Source organism: Streptomyces sp. NPDC051976 (assembly GCF_040680795.1).
Classification (GTDB): Bacteria; Actinomycetota; Actinomycetes; order Streptomycetales; family Streptomycetaceae; genus Actinacidiphila.
Genome location: NZ_JBFAXL010000011.1, coordinates 55,949 through 76,224 on the forward strand (window position 1 = coordinate 55,949; position 20,276 = coordinate 76,224).

Annotated in this window: 17 protein-coding genes; 11 read left to right on the forward strand and 6 right to left on the reverse strand. The window is 71.7% G+C overall.

Features of this window, described 5'->3' with window-relative positions; genetic code table 11:
- The first annotated feature begins 185 nt into the window (after positions 1–185).
- The 4 genes from helR to AB0M29_RS14510 all read left to right on the forward strand — a co-directional run bounded on the left by helR (position 186) and on the right by AB0M29_RS14510 (position 5,296).
- Positions 186–2,399 carry an RNA polymerase recycling motor ATPase HelR gene (gene helR, locus AB0M29_RS14495; RefSeq protein WP_365382586.1) on the forward strand — a complete coding sequence of 738 codons (2,214 nt, stop codon included), beginning with the start codon at positions 186–188 and terminating at the stop codon, positions 2,397–2,399.
- Between the two features lie 76 nt (positions 2,400–2,475).
- Positions 2,476–3,279 carry a HEAT repeat domain-containing protein gene (locus AB0M29_RS14500; protein WP_365382587.1) on the forward strand — a complete coding sequence of 268 codons (804 nt, stop codon included), beginning with the start codon at positions 2,476–2,478 and terminating at the stop codon, positions 3,277–3,279.
- Positions 3,280–3,404: 125 nt separating this feature from the next.
- Positions 3,405–4,973 carry an SDR family oxidoreductase gene (locus tag AB0M29_RS14505; RefSeq protein WP_365382588.1) on the forward strand — a complete coding sequence of 523 codons (1,569 nt, stop codon included), beginning with the start codon at positions 3,405–3,407 and terminating at the stop codon, positions 4,971–4,973.
- A gap of 149 nt (positions 4,974–5,122) precedes the next feature.
- Complete coding sequence (locus tag AB0M29_RS14510; protein ID WP_365382589.1) at positions 5,123–5,296, forward strand: CsbD family protein; 174 nt, start codon at positions 5,123–5,125, stop codon at positions 5,294–5,296.
- A 139-nt stretch (positions 5,297–5,435) separates the two neighbouring features.
- Here the strand turns inward: AB0M29_RS14510 and AB0M29_RS14515 are convergent, their stop codons facing one another.
- Positions 5,436–5,696 carry a hypothetical protein gene (locus AB0M29_RS14515; protein ID WP_365382590.1) on the reverse strand — a complete coding sequence of 87 codons (261 nt, stop codon included), beginning with the start codon at positions 5,694–5,696 and terminating at the stop codon, positions 5,436–5,438.
- Positions 5,697–5,873: 177 nt separating this feature from the next.
- Between AB0M29_RS14515 and AB0M29_RS14520 the strand changes: the two genes are divergently transcribed.
- From AB0M29_RS14520 to AB0M29_RS14530, 3 genes are all read left to right on the forward strand, one after another.
- Positions 5,874–6,545 carry a sigma-70 family RNA polymerase sigma factor gene (locus AB0M29_RS14520; protein ID WP_365382591.1) on the forward strand — a complete coding sequence of 224 codons (672 nt, stop codon included), beginning with the start codon at positions 5,874–5,876 and terminating at the stop codon, positions 6,543–6,545.
- Positions 6,542–7,552, forward strand: coding sequence for a hypothetical protein (locus AB0M29_RS14525; protein ID WP_365382592.1), 1,011 nt, complete (start codon positions 6,542–6,544; stop codon positions 7,550–7,552). The genes AB0M29_RS14520 and AB0M29_RS14525 overlap by 4 nt, the downstream gene beginning before the upstream one ends.
- Positions 7,553–7,658: 106 nt before the next feature.
- Complete coding sequence (locus AB0M29_RS14530) at positions 7,659–8,186, forward strand: hypothetical protein (protein ID WP_365382593.1); 528 nt, start codon at positions 7,659–7,661, stop codon at positions 8,184–8,186.
- Between the two features lie 73 nt (positions 8,187–8,259).
- On the opposite strand, the gene AB0M29_RS14535 is transcribed toward AB0M29_RS14530, so the two are convergent.
- Positions 8,260–8,643, reverse strand: a complete 384-nt coding sequence (locus AB0M29_RS14535; protein ID WP_365382594.1) for an SHOCT domain-containing protein — start codon at positions 8,641–8,643, stop codon at positions 8,260–8,262.
- A gap of 408 nt (positions 8,644–9,051) precedes the next feature.
- Between AB0M29_RS14535 and AB0M29_RS14540 the strand changes: the two genes are divergently transcribed.
- The 3 genes from AB0M29_RS14540 to AB0M29_RS14550 all read left to right on the forward strand — a co-directional run bounded on the left by AB0M29_RS14540 (position 9,052) and on the right by AB0M29_RS14550 (position 13,814).
- Positions 9,052–10,128, forward strand: coding sequence for a glycoside hydrolase family 11 protein (locus AB0M29_RS14540; protein ID WP_365382595.1), 1,077 nt, complete (start codon positions 9,052–9,054; stop codon positions 10,126–10,128).
- A 43-nt stretch (positions 10,129–10,171) separates the two neighbouring features.
- A complete protein-coding gene (locus AB0M29_RS14545) occupies positions 10,172–11,209 on the forward strand; it encodes a polysaccharide deacetylase family protein (protein WP_365382596.1) in 1,038 nt (345 codons plus the stop codon).
- Between the two features lie 277 nt (positions 11,210–11,486).
- Positions 11,487–13,814 carry a glycosyl hydrolase family 18 protein gene (locus AB0M29_RS14550; RefSeq protein WP_365382597.1) on the forward strand — a complete coding sequence of 776 codons (2,328 nt, stop codon included), beginning with the start codon at positions 11,487–11,489 and terminating at the stop codon, positions 13,812–13,814.
- A gap of 81 nt (positions 13,815–13,895) precedes the next feature.
- Here the strand turns inward: AB0M29_RS14550 and AB0M29_RS14555 are convergent, their stop codons facing one another.
- The 3 genes from AB0M29_RS14555 to AB0M29_RS14565 form a co-directional block, all read right to left on the reverse strand.
- Complete coding sequence (locus AB0M29_RS14555) at positions 13,896–15,131, reverse strand: serine hydrolase domain-containing protein (RefSeq protein WP_365382598.1); 1,236 nt, start codon at positions 15,129–15,131, stop codon at positions 13,896–13,898.
- Between the two features lie 184 nt (positions 15,132–15,315).
- Positions 15,316–16,719 carry a DHA2 family efflux MFS transporter permease subunit gene (locus AB0M29_RS14560; protein ID WP_365382599.1) on the reverse strand — a complete coding sequence of 468 codons (1,404 nt, stop codon included), beginning with the start codon at positions 16,717–16,719 and terminating at the stop codon, positions 15,316–15,318.
- Between the two features lie 92 nt (positions 16,720–16,811).
- Positions 16,812–19,016, reverse strand: a complete 2,205-nt coding sequence (locus AB0M29_RS14565; RefSeq protein WP_365382600.1) for an MMPL family transporter — start codon at positions 19,014–19,016, stop codon at positions 16,812–16,814.
- Positions 19,017–19,215: 199 nt separating this feature from the next.
- Here AB0M29_RS14565 and AB0M29_RS14570 point away from each other — a divergent pair, with 199 nt between their 5' ends.
- Positions 19,216–19,893, forward strand: coding sequence for a hypothetical protein (locus AB0M29_RS14570; protein WP_365382601.1), 678 nt, complete (start codon positions 19,216–19,218; stop codon positions 19,891–19,893).
- 21 nt (positions 19,894–19,914) lie between these two features.
- Here AB0M29_RS14570 and AB0M29_RS14575 read toward each other — a convergent pair whose 3' ends face one another.
- Complete coding sequence (locus AB0M29_RS14575; protein ID WP_365382602.1) at positions 19,915–20,217, reverse strand: YciI family protein; 303 nt, start codon at positions 20,215–20,217, stop codon at positions 19,915–19,917.
- Positions 20,218–20,276: the final 59 nt, after the last annotated feature.

Consider the following 20,276-nt stretch of genomic DNA (forward strand, 5'->3'; position numbering starts at 1 on the left):
ACTCGGCGCGTGTCTTCGGGGGTTGTCCCGTATCACCCACGGGCGGGATCGGCCGGAGGAAAACACACTCCTTGCCACTATCAAGATATAGCGCACAGGGGGGCTTGCGGCAAGGCCCCCATGAGGGCGCACAATCGCAGCTCGCGATCCGGAACGAGCGGAATCAGGGGATTCACGAATTGCGTGTGTTGTTGTCTGGTAAGGGCGCTCATGGTGCCGGTGCGTTCGAGCTTCCTGCCCGTCTTTCGGCCAAGGCGGACCCGCGGCTGATCGCCGGGGACGAGCGGCACTTCGCAGCCATCGGGGAGAGCCTGGCGCGGTCGATCGCCGAGCTGTCGGAGCGGCTGGAGGCCGAGCTGAAGGCGCCCGGGGGTGTCGGGCGGGCGGCGATGGACCGGGACGCGGAGGTGCACCGGCTGGGCGGGCGGCTGCGGGCGCTGCGCCGCTTCGGGCTCGACCTGTGCCTGGGGCACATCGTGGCCGCGGACGGCGGTGAGCCGCTGTACGTGGGGCGGCTCGGTCTGACCGACAGCGAGGGGCGCCGGCTGCTGGTCGACTGGCGCTCCCCCGCCGCCGAGCCGTTCTTCGCGGCGACGCACGCCAACCCGATGGGCCTGGCGAGCCGCCGCAGGTACCGCTGGACCGGTGGCCGGATCAGCGACTACTGGGACGAGGTGTTCACCGCCGACGGCCTGGAGCACCATGCCGCGCTCGACGACCAGTCCGCCTTCATCGCGAGCCTGGGCACCAACCGCTCGGCGCGGATGCGCGATGTGCTGGGCACCATCCAGTCCGACCAGGACGCCGTCATCCGGGCGGATTCCCGCGGCGCGCTGGTCGTCGACGGCGGCCCGGGTACGGGCAAGACCGTCGTCGCGCTGCACCGGTCCGCGTACCTGCTGTACTCCGACCCGCGGCTGGGCCACCGCCGCGGCGGTGTGCTCTTCGTCGGCCCGCACGAGCCCTACCTGGGGTACGTCTCCGACGTCCTGCCCAGCCTCGGGGAGGAGGGTGTGCAGATCTGCACCCTGCGCGACCTGGTCGCCGAGGGCGCCACGGCGGCGCCGGAGCGCGACCCGGAGGTGGAGCGCCTGAAGTCCACCGCCGACATGGTGCGGGCGATCGAGAAGGCGGTCGCCATCTACGAGGAGCCGCCGACGCAGGGCCTGACGGCCTCGACCGCGTGGTCCGAGGTGCGGGTGAGCGCCCGCGACTGGGCCGAGGCGTTCAGGGCGCCGGGCCCCGGCACCCCGCACAACGAGGCGCGCGAGCAGATCTGGGAGGAGCTGGCCGCGATCCTCATGGACAAGCTCGGCATGGACGAGGACGAGGACGGCGTCTCGCCCGAGCAGTTCCTGCGGTCGCTGCGGCAGGACCGCGAGCTGGCCACCGCCCTCAACCGGGCCTGGCCGCTGCTCGAAGCGGCCGATCTCGTCTCCGACCTGTGGACCGTCCCCGCCTACCTGCGGTTGTGCGCGCCCTGGCTGAGCCGCGAGGAGGTGGCGCTCCTCCAGCGCGAGGAGGCGCCGCAGGCGTGGACGGTGTCCGACCTCCCGCTGCTGGACGCGGCGCGGCAGCGGCTCGGCGACCCGGAGGCGGCGGTGCTGAAGCGGCGGCGTGCGGCCGCGCTCGCCGCGGAACGCGAGCGGATGGCCCAGGTCATCGACGAGATCGTGACGACGGCCGACATCGACTCGGCGGGCGACGACAGCGAGGGCGCGGTACGGATGCTGCGCGGCAAGGACCTCCAGGACAGCCTGATCGACGAGGACGCGCTGCCGGTCGCCGCACCGGACCGGCTCGCGGGCCCGTTCGCGCACATCGTGGTGGACGAGGCGCAGGAACTGACCGACGCGCAGTGGCAGATGCTGCTGCCGCGCTGCCCGTCGCGCAGCTTCACCATCGTCGGCGACCGGGCCCAGGCCCGGCACGGCTTCACCGAGTCGTGGCGGGAGCGGCTCGAACGGGTCGGCCTCGACCGGATCACCATGGCCTCCCTGAGCGTCAACTACCGCACCCCGGAAGAGGTGATGGCCGAGGCCGAGCCGGTGATCAGGGCCGCGCTCCCCGACGCCAATGTGCCGGTCTCGATCCGCAGCGGCGGCGTCCCCGTCGCGTACGGACCGGTGACCGACTTGCAGGCGACCCTCGACACCTGGCTCACCACCCACGACGACGGGACCGCCTGCGTGATCAGCACGATCGCCCTGGACGACGCCGCCTTCCGCGCGACACCACGCGTACGGTCGCTGACGCCGGAGCTGTCGAAGGGCCTGGAGTTCGACCTGGTCGTGCTGGTCGACCCCGACGACTTCGGCACGGGCGTCGAGGGGGCGGTCGACCGCTATGTGGCGATGACCCGGGCGACCCAGCGCCTCGTGATCCTCACCCGCTCCTGACGCGCGCCGCCGGGCTCCCGCCCCCTGGGGGAAGACGAGTGCCCCGCCCCGCGGGCACGCCCTAGCATCGCCTGTCATGGCGATGTTCGTGCACCTGACCTCGGCGGCGAACGCCCCGCGCATCCGGCGGTCCGGTATCCGCGCGGCGGGGCACGGGCAGGGCGGGGCGCGCGGCGTGTACTGCTTCCCCGTGCTGCCGTCGTACACCCTCACCCACCAGTGGCTGCGGGAGCTGGCCCGGTTCGGCAGCCGGGGCGGTCTGGTGGCCGTCCACGTACGGCTGGACGACGGCACGGACGTGCTGACCGGGCACTACGGCGACCGGGCGCGCGAGAAGCAGGTGGCCGTCCGCGCGGCGGAGGCCGTACGGCGGATCGCGGCGCTGGACGATCCGCGCGGCTGGGAGGTCTTCGTTCCCCGCGCGATCCGGCCGGGCGAGGTGCACCGGGTGCGCGCCGCGCCGCAGGTGGCGGGATGGCGGTACGTGCCGCAGGCGCACGGGGTACGCCCCTGCACGTGTTTCGGCTGCCAGGTGCGCGGTGGGTACGGGGCGCGGCGGCTGCGTGAGCGGCTGCCGCACCCGCTGGACGGTCCGCCGCCACCGGCCCGGGTGCTGCTGGCCCGGATCGCGGCGGCCGGTGAGCCAGGCGATCCCGTCGTGCTGCGGGAGGCGCTGCACTGGTTCGGCATGCGGCGGCGGGGCCCGCTCCCCGAGGTGGCCCGGCTCGCCGAGCACCCCGATCCCGGAGTGCGCGAGGACCTGGTCTGGGCGGTCGCCCGCTGGTCCACCCCGGGCGTCGACGCCGTGCTGGACGCTCTCGCCGACGACCCGCACCCGGACGTACGGGAAGCGGTGGAGGCCGTCCGCGACCCGTCCTGACCGGCGGTCGTCCCGGGCCGGTCGCCCGGCCCGTCCGATGCCGGATTGGGCCGACCGGCGGCGCCGCCGCATGCGTCGATCTCCCAGGCGGGGTAGGCATGCGGGAGGAGGGGTGGTGAAACGCCGTGGACAGCACGAGTGGACAGTCCGCAAACCGGGCCGGAGGCCGGTCCCGGGACCGGGAGCCATTGACGTGCCTGGTGACCGGGGCCAGCGGGTACATCGGCGGGCGGCTGGTGCCCGTACTGCTCGGGCAGGGCTACCGGGTGCGGTGCCTGGTGCGCTCGCCGGAGAAGCTGCGTGACCAGCCGTGGGCGGCGGCCGTCGAGGTGGTGCGCGGCGACGTGACCGACGCGTCCTCGGTGGGCGCGGCGATGGCGGGCGCCGACGTCGCCTACTACCTGGTGCACTCGCTCGGCGGCGGCGCCTCCTTCGAGGACACCGACCGCCGCGCGGCGCGGATCTTCGGCGAGCAGGCGGCCGCGCATGGCGTGCGGCGGATCGTCTACCTGGGCGGTCTCACCCCGGCGGGTGTCCCCGAGCCCGACCTGTCGCCGCATCTGCGGTCCCGCGCCGAGGTCGGGCGGATCCTGCTGGAGTGCGGTGTGCCCGTCACGGTCCTGCGGGCCGCGGTCATCATCGGCTCGGGATCGGCGTCCTTCGAGATGCTGCGCTATCTCACCGAACGGCTGCCCGCGATGGTCACCCCGCGCTGGGTGCGCACCCGCATCCAGCCGATCGCGGTCCGCGACGTGCTGCGGATGCTGGTCGGCGGCGCCACGATGCCGCCCGACGTCAGCCGCACCTTCGACATCGGCGGCCCCGACGTGCTCACCTACGCCGAGATGATGCAGCGTTACGCCGCCGTCAAGGGGCTGCCGCGCCGACTGATCGTGCCCGTGCCCGTCCTCACCCCGAGCCTGTCCAGCCACTGGATCGGGCTGGTCACGCCCGTACCGCCGTCCATCGCCCGGCCGCTGACGGAGTCGCTGCGCCACGAGGTGGTGTGCCACGAGCACGACATCGCGACGTATGTGCCCGATCCGCCCGGCCATCCGCTGGGGTTCGACCGGGCCGTCGCCCTGGCGCTGCAACGCGTACGGGACGCCCAGGTCAGTACGCGCTGGTCGTCGGCCGCGGTGCCCGGCGCGCCCAGCGACCCGCTGCCGACCGACCCCGACTGGGCGGGCGGCAGCCTCTACACCGATGTACGGGAGCAGCCGGTGGACGCCTCCCCCGAGGCGCTGTGGCGGGTCGTCGAGGGGATCGGCGGCGACAACGGCTGGTACTCCTTCCCCCTGGCCTGGGCGGCGCGCGGGTGGCTCGACCGGCTGGCGGGCGGGGTCGGGCTGCGGCGCGGCCGCCGTGACGCGACCCGGCTGCGTGTCGGCGACTCGCTCGACTTCTGGCGGGTGGAGGAGATCGAACCCGGCCGGCTGCTGCGGCTGCGCGCGGAGATGCGGCTGCCGGGCCTCGCCTGGCTGGAGATGCGGGTCGACACCGGCGACGACGGCCGGGTCCGCTACCGGCAGCGTGCCGTCTTCCATCCGCGCGGGCTCCTCGGCCACCTCTACTGGTGGAGCATCTCCCCCTTCCACGCAGGGGTGTTCGGCGCGATGGCCCACAACATCGCGGGTGCGGCGGCCGCCGAGCCCACCGTCCGGGAGAAGTCCGCAGTGGGCCGATCCGGCTGACCTGCGCCGCCGACCTGGCACAACCGCCGCGTCGGTAGCTCCCTGTGTCACGTGTGAAACACGTGTGAATACGGAGGTTTCCCGGCATTTGCGTGGGGCAGGCGCGACAGCGAACGGGGAAAGACCGCACGACGCGAAGGAGATGTCCTATGGGCGGCAGCGACAAGGCACGTGCGAAGAAGGACGAAATGGCGGGCAAGGCGAAGAAGGCCGCAGGACGCGCGGTCGGAAACGAGAGCATGGAGGCGAAAGGCGCCGCCAAGGAATCCAAGGGTGACGCCCGGCAGGCAGCCGAGAAGATGAAGGACGTCTTCAAGGCCTGACGGCCGCCCCGCGACGCACCACGACGGCCCGGACCCCGACAGCACCCCTCAGGTGCGTCGGGGTCCGGGCCGTTCCCGTCGTGACAAGGGGAGGCGGCGGCGGGCGGGAAGGGGAAGCGGAAGGCCGGACGGACGGGTTCTAGCGGGCCGGGCGGCCGTAGCCTCTGTGCCGACCGGTGCCCTGGTGGCGCTCGCGCAGGCCGCGCAGGCGGGCGGCGAGGAGCTGGAGTACGGGGGTGCGGGCGCGGTGGGCGCACTCATAGCGCAGCAGGACTTCCAGGTCCTCGCGGCCCAGGTCGCGGGTACGGCTCTCCATGCCGATCCGCGGCAGGTGGTTGTAGTCGGGTATCGGAAGCTCCCCTGTGGAAGGATCCGGCAACTCGCTCTCGAAGAATTCCACCCTGAATCACCCCTCAGCCCCCTCAGCTCTGCTCTGCGGCTGCCCTCGCCGGACGCCGCGAAACACCCGATTTCTCCCGCCGCCGGTCGCCGCCCGCACACCGTGCGAACGCTCACGCCCGGCGCGGACAAGTAATCGTTGTGGGCGGCGGACCGACCGGCCCGGCGAGGAGAGGCGATGCGACAGGAAGATCAGGGCGGCGCGGACCGCGTGACGCCCGCGGCCCGGGCGACAGAACCAAGAAACGGGAGTGCGGCGGACGCAAGCACCGCAGACGGATGTGCGGCGGACGATGCGGCGCTGGCGGACTCGGCCGACGATCCGGCGGCCTTCACCCCGCTGGTCCCCCGGCACTCGGCCGCGCTGCACGGCTATCTGGCCCGGCGGGCGCCCGCGGCGGCCGACGACCTGCTGGCGGAGGTCTGGTTGCGGGCCTTCGCGGGCCGGGCCGGGTTCGACCCGGCCCGCGGCACCGCCCGCGCCTGGCTGTTCGGCGTGGCACGGCACGTACTCGCCGCCCATCTGCGCGGCGCGCAGGCGGTGAGCGCCGCCACGGTGGACGAGACCGCCGCGACCGACCCGTGGCACGCGGTCGACCAGCGGCTCGACGCGGCCGCGGTGGCGCCGCTGATCCGCCACACCATGCGTGAACTCCCGGCGGTGGAACGCGAACTGCTGCTCCTGGTGATCTGGGAGGAGCTGACGCCCAGCGAGGCGGCGGCCGTGGTCGGCATACCGCAGGGCACCGCCCGCTCCCGGCTCCACCGCGCCCGCACCCGGTTGCGCGACGCCCTCCACCCGGCCGTGTCACCTCTCCCGGCCCCTCGACTCTCAGGAGGTCCGGCATGAACGACAGCACCGGCGGCCGGATGCCGGCCGCCCACCAGGACGACACCTTCGACCTCGATCTGCCCGGCGGGGAGCGGCTGCTCGCGGCCCGTACCGTGACACCGCCCTCCGCCGACGTCCTCGCCCGCGTCCAGGCGGTCGTCGACGCCGCCGTCGAGCGGGAACTGCCGGCCGCCGCCCCTGAGGACGTCGCCACCGTCACGGCTCCGGCCCGGCACCGCCTGCTGCGGCGCCGCTGGATCGTCTCGGCCGCGCTGGTGGCCGCGGCCGCGACCTGCATCGCCGTACTGCCCGCCGTGAGCTTCGGCGGCGGCAAGCCCGCGGCCAGCGCGAACGCGGCGACCTTCCTCAACGAGCTCGCGGACCGCATGGAGGCGGGGCCCCCGGTCACCGCGGTGGGGCGCATGAAGGGGGCGCCGTACTGGAAGACCGTGTCGTTGCAGAGCGGGGGCAACCCCAAGCCCGTGACGACGACCGTCTACATCTCCGCCAAGGACGGCTCCGAGCGGCAGTACATGGGAGACAGCCACCAGTACCTCAAGATCACCAACGACCAGCGGACCATGCACTGGTACCTGGGCCGCACGGCGGTCGACCTGACGGGCCTCGACCGGCTCCCCACCGACACCACACGGCTGCGGACGGCCCTCACCGTTCGTAACGGCAACAACGCCTTGATGTTCGACGAGGTCGCCCAGCTGCTGCAGTCGCCCGCACCCCCGAAGCTGCGGGCCGCGCTCTTCCGGGTGCTCGCCCAGCTTCCGGGTGTCCACCTGGACGGCACGCGGAAGGACATCACGGGGCGTTCCGGTACGCAGATCTCGATGACGATGTCCGGCGCTGTGTGGCACGGCTTCGGGGAGTCGCTGCTGGTGCAGCCGCGCACGGGGACCCTGCTCCAGCACGACGTCTACATGCCGACGAACACCCTCGTACCCCACACCGCTGACACCTTCCTGTGGGCCGGACCCGTCTGGAAGCTGCCTCCTGACCGCCCGGGCAAGTGACCTCGGCCGCCGGGCGACTCCCGCCCGGCGGCCGATCGGCTGATCCGCCCGCGTGGCGGCGGGAGGAGCGGGCCGGTCGCCGCGGCCACCTCCTAGGGTCGGCGGAATGAGCGGTCCGGAGGAACCTCCCCGCGACGGGGAGCGCGAGGGAGCGCCGGCGGCGCGGGCCTACACGGACTACGCGGGGGCGGTCTACGGCTCGATGCTCGCCGCCTCGGTGGTGGCGACGGCGGGCACCGTCGGTGACTATCCGCGGGTCCAGCTCGCCGTCCTGCTGGTGGTGACCGGCGTGGTGTTCTGGGCCGCGCATGTGTACGCGCGGCTCGCCGGGGAGCGGCGGGTCGGCAAGGGGCCCTCCTGGCGTGAGGCCCGCCGGATCGGCCGCCACGAGCGGCCCATCATCGAGGCGGCGCTGCCGCCCGCGGCGGCGGTGCTGATCAGCCCGCTGCTGGGGCTGGGCCTGACCGGGACGTCATGGCTCGCGCTGGGCGTCGCGGTGGCCCAGCAGGTCGGCTGGGCGTTCGTGGGAGCGGTCAGGGCCGGTGCGAGCCGTCGCCAGGCGGCGATCGAGGGGCTGGCCAACCTGGTCCTCGGCCTGATCATCGTGGCCGCCAAGGCGGCGCTGGGGCACTGAGCGGGGGTCCGTCGCGGCGGACTCCTGACCCAGCGCCCCGGGTCCGGGCCTTCGGCGAGTCCCGGACCGGCGCTCAGGCGAGGATCTTGGCCTTCGCGTTCCTGAACTCCTCGTCGGTGAGGCTTCCGTTGGCTTTCAGCTCGGCGAGTTTGGCGAGCTGGTCCGCGTGGTCGGACGTCCCCGCGGCGTCCTTGATGTACGCGCGAGCCGCTTCGTCCTGTCTGTGCAGCGCCTTGACGTCGCGCCCGGTCATCGACTTGCCGCGGGCGATGACGTACACGAACACGCCGAGGAACGGCAGCAGGATGACGAAGAACAGCCATCCCGTCCGGCCCCATCCGCCGAGGTCGTCGCTGCGGAAGATGTCGCCGATGATCTTGAACAGCAGCATGAGCCAGACGATCCAGAGGAAGAACCACAGCATCGTCCAGAACGCGTCGAGAAGTGGGTAGTTCATGGCCAGCCTCTCCCGGTTCGACAGGGGCGACCCGCCGCCGACGGGTGGCTGGCACGCCCCCGTGGGCCGAAACCCTTCACATCCGTAATACCACCGAAATGCCCCTTTTATCCCCCGCCGCACGACCGGGCGGGACGAGGCCGTTCTCTGGGCCGGCCACGGGGGTCGAAAGTTTCGGTGCCATGGAATTGGCGAGCGAGCCAACTCTTTGACGTCTCGCGATCGCCGTGTGACCCGAGCCGCCTCCCATGTGCACTGAGCAGCACATACACCATCGGAGCCATGCACCGTTCCGGCTCGAACGTTTCGAAATACCTGCCGAAACTGTTGACAGTGATTTGCGCCAGACCAACACTGTTCGCCACTGCCTGGCTTCTCTTCCCCCCACTTCAAGGAGGAACCACGCCCATGAATGACGCCATGCCTCAACCGGCGGGCCGCGGGCGCGGCCGTCTCACCCCGGCGAGCCGCGTCCGGCTGCTTCTGAGCGGTGCCTGCGCGGTGCTGCTGGTCGCCGTGGCCGCGTTGATCCTGCCGGGAACGGCCAACGCCGACACGGTCGTCACCACCAACCAGACCGGCACCAACAACGGCTACTACTACTCCTTCTGGACCGACGGCGGCGGCTCGGTCTCGATGAACCTCGGCTCCGGCGGGAGCTACAGCACGTCGTGGAGCAATGTCGGGAACTTCGTCGCGGGCAAGGGCTGGAGCACCGGCGGCCGCACGAGCGTGAACTACTCCGGCAGCTTCAACCCGTCCGGCAACGCGTATCTGTCGCTGTACGGATGGACCACCAACCCCCTCGTCGAGTACTACGTCGTCGACAACTACGGCACGTACAAGCCCACCGGCACATACAAGGGCACCGTCACCAGCGACGGCGGAACGTACGACATCTACGAGACGCAGCGCGTCAACGCCCCGTCGATCGAGGGCACGAGGACGTTCAACCAGTACTGGAGCGTCCGGCAGGCCAAGCGGACGGGCGGAACCATCACCACCGGCAACCACTTCGACGCGTGGGCGAGCCACGGCATGAACCTCGGCAGCTTCAACTACATGATCCTCGCCACCGAGGGCTACCAGAGCAGCGGCAACTCCTCCATCACCTTGGGCGGTTCGGGCGGCGGGACCACAGGTGGCACCACGGGAGGCACCACCGGCGGGAGCACCGGCGGCAGCTCGACGGGTGGCACCACCGGCGGTGGCGGCGGCGGGAGTTGCACCGCGGCCCTGTCGGCGGGCGAGCAGTGGAGTGACCGCTACAACCTCAACGTCACGGTCACGGGTTCCAGCAACTGGACGGTGACGGTGAACGTTCCGGCGCCCGAGAAGGTCATGGCGACCTGGAACATCACCGCCAACTACCCCAGCGCACAGGTACTCGTCGCCAAGCCGAACGGCAGCGGCAACAACTGGGGCATGACCCTCCAGACCAACGGCACCTGGACCTGGCCCGCGGTCTCCTGCACCGCGAGCTGACCGCGGGGACGACCCCCGAGACACCCGAGGAGGACCCATCCCCATGCGGTACACGTCACTCACATCGGCCCGCGCGCTGCTCACGGGCCTCGCCGCCGCGGCGCTGGCCGTCGCGGGCACCTTCGCCCTCGACGTCAACGCCCCGCCGTCGCAGGCCGCCACCTGCAACGGCTACGTCGGCCTGACCTTCGACGACGGCCCGTCCAACGACCACACACCGGCACTGCTCAACGCCCTGACGCAGAACGGGCTGCGGGCCACCGTCTTCAACGAGGGCCAGTACGCCGCCGCCTATCCCGCGCAGGTCCGGGCCGAGGTCAACGCCGGGATGTGGGTGGGCAACCACAGCTACACCCACCCGCACCTGATCCAGGAGAGCCAGGCGCAGATCGACTCCGAGGTCTCCCGGACCCAGCAGGCCATCGCGAGCGCGGGCGGCGGCACACCGAAGCTGTTCCGCCCGCCGTACGGTGAGACCAACTCGACGTTGCAGGCGGTCGAGGCCAAGTACGGCCTGACGCAGGTCATCTGGGACGTCGACTCGCAGGACTGGAACGGCGCGAGCACCGACGCGATCGTGCAGGCCAACGCCCGGCTCACCAACGGCCAGATCATCCTCATGCACGAGTGGCCCGCCAACACGCTGGCCGCGATCCCCCGGATCGCCCAGGGTCTGGCCAGCCGGGGCCTCTGCGCGGGCATGATCTCACCGCAGACCGGCCGCGCGGTCGCCCCGGACGGCGGCGGCACGACGGGCGGCGGCACAGGTGGCACCACCGGCGGCACGGGAGGCACCACCGGCGGCGGTGGCGGCGGAAGTTGCACCGCGACCCTCTCCGCGGGTCAGCAGTGGAGCGACCGCTACAACCTCAACGTCGCCGTGTCCGGTTCCGCCAACTGGACGGTGACGGTGAACGTCCCGGCGCCCGAGAAGGTCATGGCGACCTGGAACATCACCGCCAACTACCCCAGCGCACAGGTACTCGTCGCCAAGCCGAACGGCAGCGGCAACAACTGGGGCATGACCCTGCAGACCAACGGCACCTGGACCTGGCCCACGGTCTCCTGCACCGCGAGCTGACCAGGGGTGCTCCCGCTACGGCCGTCCCCACGGCCGTAGCGGGAGCGCCCGCATCCGGCATCAGGTCAAGTAATCGTAAAATTGCGGCAATTGGTCTAGTCCCTTTTCATCTGCGGCGATGGCTCCGACGTCGTCATTCACGGCCGAATTGGTACAGTCCAATTGTTCGTCCGGCTCATTGCCGTCCCCGGTGAACTCGGTTGTCCTGACTGTGAGGTACCCCGACGCGGCCCCTCCACGGGCCGTCCGGGCCATCCCCCCACCACCGAGGAGAGCCGTGTTATCCAGAGGACTCAGATCGCCGCACCACCCCCGTCGGCCGGCGCGCGCACATCGGCGGCTGGCCGCCGGACTCACCACGCTGGCCCTGGCGCTGGCCGGGCTCGTCGGGCTCACCGCGCCCGCCGCGCACGCCGCCGGGCCGCTCACCGCCCAGTTCAGCAGCACCGGCAGCGGCTCGTCGTGGTCGGGCACCTACACCGTCAAGAACGGCTCGTCGGCCGCCGTGAACGGCTGGAGCCTGGAGTTCGACCTCCCGGCAGGTGTCACGATCACCAGCGAGCTGTACGGCACCAGTGCCGTCAGCGGCTCCCATGTCGTCGTCACGCCCGCCTACTACAACTCCACGGTCCCGGCGAACGGTTCGACCTACCCGTACAGCTACACCTTCTCCGCGTCGGGGCCCATGACCACGCCGACCGGGTGCCTGATCAACGGGGACAAGTGCGACGGCAGTCCGGCAGTGCCGCCGAAGGCGCCGACCGGTGTCACCGTCTCCGATGCCACCGCGCACACGGTGAGCCTGAAGTGGACCGCGGCCGCGGCCGGTGACTTCCCCGTGGCGTCCTACGACGTGCTGCGCGGCACCACCGTGGTCGCCTCCAGCGCCACCACCACGGCCACCGTCCAGAACCTGTCCCCGGCGACGTCGTACCAGTTCGCGGTACGGGCCAAGGACACCCGCGGTAATCTCGGCCCGGCCAGTGCCGTGATCACCGCCACGACCTTCGACCCGTCGACCGACACCGTCCCGCCGACCGCACCGGGCAACCTGCGGGCGGGGACCGTCACGTCGAGCACCGTCCAGCTGTCCTGGGACGCGGCGACCGACAACATCCGGGTGGCGGCCTACGACGTCTACCAGGGCTCGACGCTGATGGCGACCGTGCCCGCCGACACCCGCACCGCGACGCTGGTCGGTCTGGCGCCTGCCACCACGTACGGCTTCACCGTCAAGGCGCGCGACCTGGCCGACAACGCCTCGCCCGCGAGCAACACCGTGTCCGTCACCACCCAGGACCCGGTGGGCAACGGCGGTTACGCCAAGGTCGGTTACTTCGTGCAGTGGGGCATCTACGGCCGCCAGTACTTCGTCAAGAACCTCGACACCTCGGGCGCCGCGGCCAAGCTGGACGTCGTCAACTACGCCTTCGGCAACATCGATCCGACCAATCTGACCTGCCTCAACGGCGTCACCAAGGGCACCACCCAGGACCCGGAGGACCCCAACCAGGGCGACGGCGCCGGTGACGCGGACGCCGACTACGGCCGGGCGTTCCCGGCGTCGCAGTCGGTCAACGGCCAGGCGGACGACGGCTGGGGCAAGTTGCGCGGGAACTTCAACCAGCTCAAGGAGCTGAAGGCGAAGTACCCGAACCTCAAGGTCGTCATGTCGCTCGGCGGCTGGACGTACTCGAAGTACTTCTCCGACGTGGCCGCCACCGACGCCTCCCGGAAGAAGTTCGTGCAGTCCTGCATCGACATGTACATCAAGGGCAACCTGCCGCCGTCCGAGGGCGCGGGCGGGCCCGGTGTCGCCGCCGGGATCTTCGACGGCTTCGACCTGGACTGGGAGTGGCCCGGCTCGCCCGACGGCCACCCCGGCAACCACTGGAACACCGCGGACAAGGCCAACTTCACCGCCCTGATCGCCGAGTTCCGCAAGGAGCTGGACGCGCTGGGCGGCAACCACAAGCTGCTCACCGCCTTCACCCCGGCCGACCCGAAGAAGATCGCCGCGGGCTGGGATCTGCCGCAGGTCTCGAAGAGCCTGGACATCGAGAACATCCAGGGCTACGACTTCCACGGCTCGGGCAGCGACAACTCCTGGGAGCCGAACCGCACCGGCGATCAGGCCAACCTCTACCCCGACCCCAAGTCGCCGTACCCGAACGACTTCAGTGTCGACAGCGCGGTGCAGCTGTACCTCAACGCCGGGGTCAGCTCACGCAAACTCACCATCGGCCTGCCGTTCTACGGCAGAGGCTGGCAGCAGGTGGCCGACGGCGGGGCGCACGGCGAGTGGCAGACCGCGAACGGCGCGGCACCCGGCCAGTTCGCGGAGGAGGCCGGCACCCGCGGCTACAACAACCTGATCACCGGCGTGCCGGGCCTGACCGTCTACCACAACGACCAGACCGTGGCCACGTACGGCTACACCGGCGCGAACGGCCAGTGGTGGTCCTTCGACGACACATGGTCGATCGGCAAGAAGGCCGCCTACATCAAGTCCAAGCACCTGCTGGGCGCGATGATCTGGGAGATGTCGGGCGACACTCCCAGCGGTTCGCTGTTCGGCGCGCTCACCAGCGGCCTGCAGAACTGATCCTCGCCCAGCGGCAGTGACCGCATGACACCGCCCCGGCGCGAACAGCCCGGGGCGGTGGCGTACCGGAAGCTCAGCCGGTCACAGGCCGATCGGATGGCCCGGTGCCAGCAGTGCGGCGATCCGCTGGCCGACGACCTCGGCGGTGTTGCCGTCCGGGGCGTTCGGGCCCTTGGTCGTGGAGACCGCGATGGCCAGGTGCGCGGACGGGAGGTACGCCTGGAAGGCGGCGTAGCCGGAGAACGACGGGTTCTGCACGATCCAGCCGTGCGACACGATGACGCCGAGCCCGAAGTGCTGCGCCTCGGTCTGCGCGATGCAGACCGTGGCCGGGCAGGTGGCGGTGGGGCCGCCGAGGCCGACGGTCCCCGGGTCGAGCTGCACCTTGAAGGAACTGGGCGACAGCAGCGCCCCGGTGCCGACCGCCCGCGCGGACGTGGCCAGGTCGCAGATGTCGCTGGTGATGACCGCGCCGGGATACGCGGTCCACGACGGGTTCCAGAACGTGGACTCCTCGTACGTGCCGCGCTCGGAGGTGAAGGCGTGCAGCACCGGCGAGGGGATGTCGGGGGTGAGGTTGCCGGTGGTCTCGTCCATGCCCAGCGGGTCGAACGCGCGCTCCCGCAGCAGTTGACCCATCGGGGTGCCGGTGATCCGCTCGAGTGCGGCGCCGAGGATCTGGTAGTTCGCGTGGCTGTAGCTCCAGTTGGTGCCCGGCTCGTACCACAGCGGGTGGCTGAGCGAGAAGGCGACGACTTCCTCCGGCGTCCAGTGCTTGAACGGATGCGCCTCCAACTCGGCGAGGAACGCCGGGTCGGTGACGTAGTCGTGCAGTCCCGAGGTGTTGCTGCCGAGCATGCGCAGGGTGATCTGCCGGGAGTGCGGGAGTTCGGGCAGCCAGCGCGAGACGGGGTCGTCCAGCGAGACCCGCCCCTCCTCCACGAGTTGCAGCAGGACGTCGGCCATATAGGGGAAGACCACGGAACCGGCGCGGAAGTGCATGGCGGGCTCGGCGGGGACGCCGGTCATGGACTCGCCGAGCGCGTCGGTGACCAGATTGCGGCCGTCGACGGTCACCTTCAGCAGCACGGCGTTGAGGTCGAGGTCCTTCTTGGCCTGCCGGGCCACGTCGACGACGTCGCCCGCCTGCCCGCCCGGGTGGCGCGGGGAGGTGACACAGCCGTCCCCGTTCCCGCCGAAAGCGGCATCGGCGGCGTCGGTGGAATGAGCGGTCGCCGTCGCGGCCCCCAGCGTCAGGGGAAGGGTCGCGGCGAGCAGGGAGGCGGCGCACAGCAGCGCCGTCCGGGTACGGTTCATGCCGCACTATAGGCGGACGAATCCCTCGAAAATCGGCATAACACCCGGCGCGCACCGCCACCCGGCCGAACGGCGGCCGACGCTCCTCCCCCGGACGGCCGACGGCGCACGCGCGGGCGTCGTCGACCGTCCGGGTCCGTCCGGGTCCGCCCGGGTCCGTCCGGGTCCGGCCTTCCCGAGCCGATCAGCCGCTCGGAGTGAGCACGGGCGCGGCGGGCTCCGGGGCGGCCGGGGCGGGACGGCGGCGCGGTATGGCCAGGGCAGCCGCCGCACCGGCCAGCGACAGCGCGCCGCTGGCCGCGATCGCCGGGGCGAACCCGTCGGTGAAGGCGGACGGTCCCGCGTAACTCCCGTACCTGCCGAACACCAGGGCCACCACCGCGACCCCGAACACCCCGCCCAACTGCCGCCCGGTGTTGAACACCCCGGACGCCTTGCCGATCTGCTCGGGCGGCACCGCGTTGAGTACGGCGGTCTGGGCGGCGGGCATCGCCATGCTCACTCCCACTCCCGCCACCAGCATCGGACCGGCCAGCTCCCAGTACGGCACGGACGGCGTGGCCAGCAGGCCCAGGCAGCCCATCCCGGCCGCCTGCAGGGTCAGTCCGACCGTGGCCAGCGGCCGGGCGCCGACCCGGTTCACCAGCCGCCCGGCGACCGGCGCCACCACGGTGACCGCCGCCGTCCAGGCCAGCAGGTGCAGCCCGGCCGCCAAGGGCCTGTCACCGCGGCCGTTCTGGAAGTACTGCGACACGAAGAACAGCGAGCCGTAGAGGGAGGCGTACAGGAACAGCCCGGCGGTGTTGGCCGCCGCGAAGCCGCCGAGCCGGAACAGGCCCAGCGGCACCATCGGCCGCGGGGCGACCCGCTGCCAGAGCACGAACGCGACCCCGCAGACCGTACCCGCGAGCAGCGCGCCGACGACTTCGGCGCTGCCCCATCCGGTGGCGTCGGCGCGCACCATGCCCCACACCAGGCCGAGCGCGGCGCCGCTGACGAGCAGCAGCCCGGCGGCGTCCGTGCCGCCGCCACCGCCGCGGCTCTCCGGCACCCGGCGCAGCACCAGCGGGATGACCACCAGGCCGATCGGCAGGTTGATCCAGAAGATCCACTGCCAGGCGAGCCCCTGGGTGACGGCGCCGCCCACCACCGGCCCGCCGACCACCGCGAGCCCGGTCAGCCCGCCGAACAGCCCCAGCGCCTTCGCCCGCTCCCGTGGCGGATAGGCGGCGCTGAGCAGCGCCATCGCCAGCGGCGCCACCAGCGCGGCGCCCGCCCCCTGCACCGCGCGCGCCGCGATCAGCCATCCCACGCCGGGGGCGAGCGCACAGGCGACCGAGGCCGCCGTGAACAGGGCGAGACCGGTCGTGAACAGCAGCCGCCGCCCGTACCGGTCGCCCAGCACGGCGCCGGTCATCAGCAGGACGGCGAAGCTCAGGCTGTAGGCGTTGACCGTCCATTCGAGTTCTTCCATCGAGGTGCCGAGATCCAGCCGGATCCGGCTCAGTGCCGTCGAAACCACGGTGGCGTCCAGCGCCACCATCACCGAGGCCGCGGAAGTGAGCCCCAGAACCCATTTTCTGTCCATGCCCGTACTGACCCGGTCCGCCGCGGAAACCGGCCTGTGCCGGACCGACGACTTCCGGCCGCCTGGCGTGTCCGCACAGGAAAGGGCAACGGCTACGGGACGGAGTCGGACTGCTTCGCGGGGGTCGTGTGCAGGTTGTGCTGGAGGCGTTCGCCCTCGATGTCCGGGTCCGGCACGTACTTCGCGAACCACTGCGGGTGGTACCAGAGTTTGGCGCGGACCATGGCCATCACCGCGGGCACCAGGGTCAGTCGGACCACGAAGGCGTCGAGGAACACACCGACCGCGAAGCTGAACCCGATGGCCTTGATGGTGGGGTCGTTGGTGAACATGAACGCCACGAAGATGAAGAACATGATCAGGGCGGCGGCCGTGACGACCCGGGCGGCCAGCCCCGTACCGCGTTCGACCGCGCCGCGGGCGTCACCGGACTTGGTGAACTCCTCCTTGATGCGCGAGACCACGAAGACCTCGTAGTCGCTGGAGAGTCCGAAGATGATCGCGAGCATCAGGATCGGCAGGAAGCTGATGGTCTCCGCGGGAGTGATGGCGAACAGGTGCCTGCCCCAGCCCCATTGGAAGATCGCCACCTGCGCGCCGATCGCGGCCGACACCGACAGCAGGAACCCCAGGATCGACTTGATCGGCACCAGGATCGTGCGGAAGGCGAACGTCAGCAGGATGAAGGCGAGTCCGACGACGACGAAGAGGAACACCGGCAGGGCGGCGGAGAGTTTGGCGGAGACGTCGATGTTGGAGGCGGTGGTGCCGCCGACCAGCACCAGCGCTCCGGTGTCACCGGCGAGGACAGCGCGGTCGCCGCGGATACGGTGGACCAGGTCGGTGGTGGCCTGGTCGTCGGGCCCGGTGGTGGGGATGACCCGGATGACCGCCGTCCCGTTCTGCTGCAGCGCCAGGTTGGCGGCGTCGACGCCCGGCACCTTGGCCAGTTCCGCGACCATCCTGGCGGAGGCGGCGCGGTCGGGGACACCGTCGGCGACGACCAGGAGTTGGCCGTTGAAGCCGGGCCCGAAGCTGGCGGTCGTCAGGTCGTACGCCTTGCGCGAGGTGTCCGAGGTGGGCTTGGACGCACCGCTGGGCAGGCCCAGCCGCATGCTGGTGAAGAACGGCCAGGCCAGGAGCAGCAGCACCGCCACACCGACCACCAGCACCGGGGCGCGGTAGGCGACGACGAAACGGGCCCAGCGCGACCCGAAGGTGCGCTGCGGCTGGGTGGCGGCGATCTTCGCCACCCGCTCGTGGTGGCCGCGGCGCAGCGGGGTGCTGATGAAGCGGGTGACCTTTCGGCCCGCGAAGCCCAGCGCGGCGGGCAGCAGCGTCAGGGCGATCAGCAGGGCGGTGAAGACCGCCGCTGCGGCGGCCAGGCCCATGACCGTCAGGAACGGGATGCCGACCACCGACAGACCGCACAGGGCGATGATCACCGTCAGCGCGGCGAAGACCACCGAACTGCCCGCCGTACCGGCGGCGAGCGCGGCGGCGTCCTCGGGCTCCAGGCCCGTCAGGAGGTTGTTGCGGTGGCGGGACAGGATGAACAGCCCGTAGTCGATGCCGCAGGACAGGCCGAGCATCAGGGCGACGGTGGTGGAGGCCGAGGCGATGTTGACCACGGCGGCGATCGCGGTGACACCCATCAGGGTGATGACCACGCCGATGACGGCGGTCAGGATCGGCAGACCCGCGGCGACGAAGGCGCCGAAGGTGATCAGCAGGATGATGAACGCGACGACCAGGCCGATGAGTTCGGGCGCCTCGGAGGGCACGAGCCGCCAGCCGGGGTAGACGCTGCCGGCGTACTCCACCTGCACCCCGGCGCGTTGTGCGGGCAGCACGGCGGTCTTGACCGCGTCCAGGGTGGAGTCCTTGACCTGCGGCGCGGACGCCGAGTACTGCACCTGTGCCAGTGCCACCCGGCCGTTGGGCGAGACCGCGTGCGCGGTGAAGGGATCGGACACCGACACCACCTGCGGCACCCTCCGCAGGCGCGCCAGCGCGCTCTCCACTCCGGTGCGGTAGCGGGGCGCGGTGACGGCGGAGCCCGGCGGCGCGGCGAACACCACCTGCGTCTGGGCGCCGCTCAGCACCGGGACCTTCTGCGACAGCACATCGGAGACGTGCTGCGACTCGGTGCCGGGGATGGTGAAGGTGTCGTTGGTCTTCCCGCCGCTCAGCACGCCGAGCGCGACGGCCGCCACCGCGGCGGCCAGCCACACCGCCAGCACCAGGCGCCGCCGCCGGAACGCCCACCGGGCCAGCCGGAACAGATACTGCGACATCGCATCCCTTCGGCCGTGGTCACCGCTTCACCGCCTCACCATCGTCACCGAACCGGCAGCTCAGCGACCGGCGAGGCACGCATCCGGGTGACGTGCGCACCTGGTGCGGATCGCCGCCGGATCCGGTCACCCTGATGGCTCCGTCCTGCGTCCTATCCGTCGTCACGGCTGTCCACGACCGCACCCCAGGAGGTACCTGATGCCAACTGCCGCAGGTGAACCCGGTGATGTGCTCAGCGATGCCAGTGGTGTCCCGCTCGCGGTGAGCCTGCGCAGTACGTACGCCCTGGATCCGCGGCTGGTGGGCGACGGGGCGTGTCTGCTGGCCATGGCGCACCGGCTCGGGCTGCCCGTGGCGGAGGGGGTCGCCGTCACCGTGGCGGGCGTCGCGACCGACGAGCGGCTGGACGGACTCAAACACGCCTGGCGTCGTACGCGGGGTCCGGTGGGCGTCATGCTCTCGGACCGCGGGCCGCGCAGCGGGCTGGGTGTCGGGCCCTCGCGGTGCGACGGCTCGACCTGGGAGGGGCTGCTCGACGGCGTCTACACCACGCTGGCGTACGACCGGCTGGAGAACCCCAGCCGGGACGGCGGTTCCTGGGCGATCGTGGTGCTGCGCGTACCCACCGGCGGGTGCCGTGTCCTCGCGCAGTCCGGCGACCGCGGCCGGGTCCGGCTCTGGGCCGCCGACGGCCAAAGCGCCCCGCACTGGCTCGACCGCCTCCGGCTGCGGGCGCTGGCGCGGCAGGCCCGCGAGCGGCTCGGGCGCCCGGTCAGCCTGGAGGCGACGCGCACCGCGGACGGCGACTGGGTCATCACCGACCTGCGCTACCGGGTCTCACGGATCGTCAGGAGCCATCACCCCGGCGGCCGTTAGCCCCGGGGTGGTGTCACGGTGTCACGCCGTCGGCAGTTGCTGCCGGTAGCCGTCCAGGGCGGGCGCCGTCGTCGTGGCCAGGAACTCCGTGATCCGGTACTCCGTCGCACCCTTCACCATCAGCGGGTCGGTGGCGACGACCGCCTCGATCTCCGCCCTGTCCTCGCCGACCGCGACGATGACCCCGCCGGTGCGCGGCACCTTGCGCCCGGCCGCGAGGAAGCGCCCCTCGTCGTACTGGCGGCGCAGCCACGCGCTGTGCTCCGGCAGCAACGCGTCGATCTGGTCGTTGGGCACCGCGTACGTCAGCTCCAGGATGAACATGGCCCCAGGTTATCGGCCGACGTGTGCCCGCCACGGCGATGGTGCCGGGTGAACAGGGT